We start from the raw sequence: 4,506 nt of genomic DNA on the forward strand, positions 1-4,506 counted from the left end.
TTGAGGACCAGCTTGCCCTGCTTGATGCTTTCGTTGAGGTCGGTTTCGGGAGCTTCCTTGTGCACCAGGTTCTGATGGCAGTCGATGCAGGTGGCGCCTTCGGTCTCCATCTTCTTGTGCGCCGCCTTGGCGTCGGACCCCGGCGGCTGCGGATTCCTGTGGCATTCGCGGCAGGTGCGGCTATCCCATTTCTTCAGGTTCATGCGCGCATCGTGCGCCATGATCAGCCTGCGCTCGTTGAATTTCTCTACTGTGGAATAGTCCTCGGCAAACTCCATGTACAACTCGCGCGCCCCATCCACCACATGGGTCGCCACCGCCAGGTGGAAGTTCTTGAAGCCCTGCGGTATATGGCAATCCTTGCAGCCCGGGTTCGCCCCCAGCGCGCCATAGTGCGAGGAGCTTCTCAACTCCTCCGCCGGATAGGTCATGGAATGACAGCTCGTGCAGAATTCGGTGGTGGAGACGGCGGCCTCGCCGCCGAATACCACCGCCACCATGACGATCCCAAGTATCGCACCCGTGAGCAGGGTGCCGCCTGCCTTTATGCCCATTAGTCTTCCGAGCCTTTCTCGCCAACCTTCGCCTTGGACTGGAACTCGTCATGGTACTTGAACTTCGGATCCCCCGTGAAGGTGCCGTCCAGCTTGTAGTGCTCGTGCATGGCCTTGGTGTCCTTCACGTATTTGTCGAAGTCGAAGGTGTATTTCTTGTCCACCGCCGGGGTGAAAGGCGTGTAGGGCTTCTTCGCACCCTTCCATGGGCTGCCTTCGTAGTTCATGTGACAGGCATTGCAGCTCTCTTCAAAGGCGAAGTCCTGTCCGGCGTCGGCCAGGGTCTGGCGCGGGGCGGTCTTCTTCGATTTCTCGAAGGCGGCCCCGGCCTTGCGGTGGATGCCGCGATACTTGGAGCCGGGACCGTGGCAGGATTCGCAGCCCACGCCGGTGGTGAACTTGCTCGGGTCCTCGATGGTGTAGCCGCCTTCCTTGCCCCAGCCGTCCACGTGACAGCCGACGCAATCCTTGTCCTTGGTGTAGTCCTTGGTGGGATCGAGCTTGGCCTTCTTCTTGGCCTCGGCCTTGGTGTTGGGCTTTAACGATTCCATGGCCTTGGCGTGCGCCGTGTCACCCCATGATTGCGCCTGGCTCTTGTGACAGGAACTGCATTTCTTGCGGCCTTCAAACGACTGGGCGCTCGCGCTCCCGGATATAACCGCAAACATGGCTGCTGCGGCTAGGGCTAGTGTCATGCGATAGCTCATGGTTTCTCCTTTTTTCTTTCGGGCAAGTATCCGTTGGTTATCCGCGATGTCCGCTGGATCCGTTATATCCGCGGCAGGCGTTTTGATAGTACAACAAACTCGTGCAAACTGCTTTACGGAAACGTGATTTATTGCCAACCCTTTTGTATTGAAACGTGATGTTACAGCAAACCTGTTATTCCCATACTGTATCTCCGGTTTATATAAACGGGTAGCACCAGTACCATCACTCTTTCTGGTACCACTGGTACCGCACAGGGACGGTCAGGGAACGCGCAGGGGACAGTTCAGGGAACAGTCAGCCGCCGGCGGGAGACGGGGATTCGCTGCTCGCGGGCGGGGAATCGTCAGCACCGGGCTGGGGCTGGGTGCTGTCGCCGCCCGCAGGCGGGATCTTGTAGACCCAGTAGCCGCCCTGCTGATAGATGAGCTGCACGGCGGTCAGGTCAAGCGGCTGGGATTCGGTGAAGGGCAGCATCTGGGCGATCAGCGTGTTGAGGCTTTTGGCGTCGCGCAGAAAGTAGCCGCGCACCAGTTTGTCGGACAGGGATTGCAGGGTGTAGGTCTTGAATTCGTTTTCCAGCATCCAGTTCTTGAGGTAGCCGATCATGCCGTGCATGTTGCCTTCCATGGGGAAGTTCTTGTAGGCCATGTCAAACTGCTCCGGACGCATGATGCCCAGCTTGTAGAGGTCGGTGACGTGGATGGCGATGTACGCTTCCCGCGGGGTGGCTGCATCGCTTCCGGCCTTTTCGGTTTTATCGCCTTTGTCTGTTTTATCGGCTTCGGCGACCAGTTCGCGCAGGATGGCGGCACCGGCCTGCGGTTCGGCCAGGAGGGCGTCGGCAAAGCGCTGGAATCGGCGCTGCTCCTTTGCACTGGCGGCGGCATCCCAGAATTCCTGTTCGTATTTCTGGATGGCGTCGATGCGGCTGCGCCAGTGGGCGGGTACGATCAGCGGCTCGCCCACGCGCTGGGTGAACAAGGTGTCGCGTTCGGCCAGAAGGTTGATCTGGCGCGAGGTGTCCCACCAGGCCAGGATGAGTGCGTCCTTGGCGGCATACTTGTTGATGGCGCCCGCCAGGGCGGTCAGTTCCGAGAGTTTGCTGTCAGTGGTCAGGAGCAGTTCGCTCGTGCGGTTTTCCCAGTCCAGCCGCACAGGTGCGCTGTTGCCGCGCCGGGCAACATGGGTCACCGCCAGTGGCTGGTCGACCTCTTCGGCATAGACTTCATATTGGGCGATGGTGAGATCGGGCCAGGCTTCCAGTCCCAGCTGGCTGAATTGGTCGATGCCGCCTTCTTCCACCAGTTGGTAGCGATAGGGGGCGGGACCGGGATTGAACCAGAGCCAGGCAAACCAGAGGAGCAAAAGAATTCCTCCCGTCACCAGGAGGATGCCCAGTGAGGGGAGGAGTTTGCTGCTGCGCCGCGCCGGGTGGGCGCGGCTAGAGGATGAGGCGATCAAGCTTGTTATCGAACCTTACTCGCGCTCGTTCTTTTCACGCCGGCGCCAGCCTGCCAGGGCGAGCGTGCCGGCCAAGAGCATGCCGCCACCCAGGCCGCCGAGCGAGATCTTGTCATCGGCGCTGTTGAGGTCGAAGAGGCCTGCGCTGCGCTTGGATTCCATCTTGGCCACCCGTGCCTGCAGGGCCGCCATTTCACGGATCTTGGTGTTCTCGTCCATGACTTCGACGTAGTCGCGGTTCATCGGCCCCCAGCCTTCGGTGTAGGTCCAGCCGCCCGGGTTGACGTGCGCCAGGCCTACGTGCAGTTTAGGCAGGTTGTTCTCGCCCATCTCCAGCACCTTGAGTTCGATGGCGGCCGGGTTGTTGTCCTTGGACCAGTAGAGCTGGGTGAAGCCGGCAAACATTTCCTTGTCAGGCGGCAGCGGGGTCGGACGGTTGGTCTTCTGTCCGGTCAGCATGCCTTCCTTGTAGAGCTTCTCGGCAACCGCGTGCGCTTCCTTGTATTTGGCCAGGCCGTGCAAGGTGCCCTTGTCCATGAATTCCAGGTAGGAGCGGGCAAAGCGCTCGGAGTGGCACTGGGTACAGGTCTTGACCCAGGAGTCCAGCCGCTCTTCGGACCATTCGCTGGTGATGTTCTCGGCAATGCCGGGTACCGCAGGGTAGTTGGCCCAGCGGATCTTGCGCACGACGTTGTGGGCGTATTTGCCTTCATATTCGAAGTGGCAGCCGGCACAGGTCGGGGCGGTCTGGCCGCCCTTGGCGTAGGCGTCCTTCAGCGGTACGTTCCAGTTCCACTTGCTGCCCATGATGGCCACGGTCTTGCCGTGCTTGCTCATGGAGTAGGCTTCCCAGTTGTTGTGGTCTACCCCGCTGTGGCAGGTGGCGCAGGTCTCCGGCTGGCGCGATTCGGCCGCGGAGAATTCATGCCGGGTGTGGCAGGAGTCGCACTTGTTCTGGTTGGTGTGGCACATGCTGCAGCCTTCGGCTATCTCGCGCTGCGGCATGGAGGCAAATACCGCGACTTCTACGTTGGCCTTCCAGTCCAGTGCGTGCGAGGGACGTCCCTGCGGCCATTGCTTGTTCGGCCAGATGAGGGTGTCGCGCTCGGATTCGCGTTCGGCAAATTCCTGCAGGTGGCACGTGCCGCATACGTCAGCCGTGGGCATGCGCAGGTCTTTCATGTGATCGGCTTTCTTGGTGGTGTTGATGTCGACGTGACAGTCGATGCAACCCACTTCCTTCAGCTTCTCGTTCGCGCCCAGACGGCCCATGGAGCGCAGGTTCTTCTCCACGTCTTCCAGCTTGGCTTTCTTGTAGTAGATCGGGTCTTCCGGCTTCAAGTTGCGAACCTTGTCCAGGTTGGCGTGCGTGCTCTTCTTCCAGGCATTCACCCACACCGGGGATTCGTCCGTGTGGCATTTGACGCATTCGTCCCGCGCCGCCACTTCTTTCATGGAGGTCGGCGGTTTGTAAAAAGAGGCAGGGTCAAAGTACATGCTCATGGGAATCGGCTCCCAGTATTTGGCCAGCGTCCCCCGTCCCGCCCCTTGCGCCGGGTCCTTGTAGCGCTTCACCAGCGCTTGATGCAGCTCTTTGGGCGAGGCCGATTGCTCCAGCTTCAGCGCTTTGTATGTCTCTTTGGGTACGCTGGGAAACTCCGCGTATGCCGACGCCGCCAATAGCGCCCCGCATGTCAGCGTCACCAGCCTAAGCCAAGGCTTGACTACCATTTTGCTCTCCTTTACTCCGTAATAATTGTTGTGCTTCGGTATCTGTGAC

At 60.0% G+C, this 4,506-nt stretch carries 4 protein-coding genes and 1 pseudogene; all 5 read right to left on the bottom strand.

Annotated features, from left to right (window positions below; all coding sequences use genetic code 11):
- Positions 1-554 (bottom strand): NapC/NirT family cytochrome c (locus BMX66_RS15185; RefSeq protein WP_090883717.1); only part of this gene is annotated, 554 nt, incomplete at its 3' end.
- Positions 554-1,261, bottom strand: a complete 708-nt coding sequence (cycA, locus tag BMX66_RS15190; RefSeq protein WP_090883718.1) for a cytochrome c-550 CycA — start codon at positions 1,259-1,261, stop codon at positions 554-556. The genes BMX66_RS15185 and cycA, both read right to left, overlap by 1 nt.
- Positions 1,262-1,608: 347 nt before the next feature.
- Positions 1,609-1,668, bottom strand: a complete 60-nt coding sequence (locus BMX66_RS16180) for a hypothetical protein (protein WP_369826997.1) — start codon at positions 1,666-1,668, stop codon at positions 1,609-1,611.
- A gap of 437 nt (positions 1,669-2,105) precedes the next feature.
- Positions 2,106-2,648: pseudogene (locus tag BMX66_RS16185) on the bottom strand (hydroxylamine oxidation protein HaoB); the annotation flags it as partial.
- 93 nt (positions 2,649-2,741) lie between these two features.
- On the bottom strand, positions 2,742-4,457 hold the full coding sequence (locus BMX66_RS15200) for a multiheme c-type cytochrome (protein ID WP_090883721.1): 1,716 nt from the start codon (positions 4,455-4,457) through the stop codon (positions 2,742-2,744).
- Between the last annotated feature and the right edge of the window lie 49 nt (positions 4,458-4,506).

It is taken from the genome of Nitrosovibrio sp. Nv6, assembly GCF_900110495.1.
Taxonomy (GTDB): Bacteria; Pseudomonadota; Gammaproteobacteria; order Burkholderiales; family Nitrosomonadaceae; genus Nitrosospira.

Bases quoted from the DNA above. Each gene is read 5' to 3' on its own strand.
- cycA (WP_090883718.1), bottom strand. From the start codon at position 1,261: ATGAGCTATCGCATGACACTAGCCCTAGCCGCAGCAGCCATGTTTGCG.
- BMX66_RS15200 (WP_090883721.1), bottom strand. From the start codon at position 4,457: ATGGTAGTCAAGCCTTGGCTTAGGCTGGTGACGCTGACATGCGGGGCG.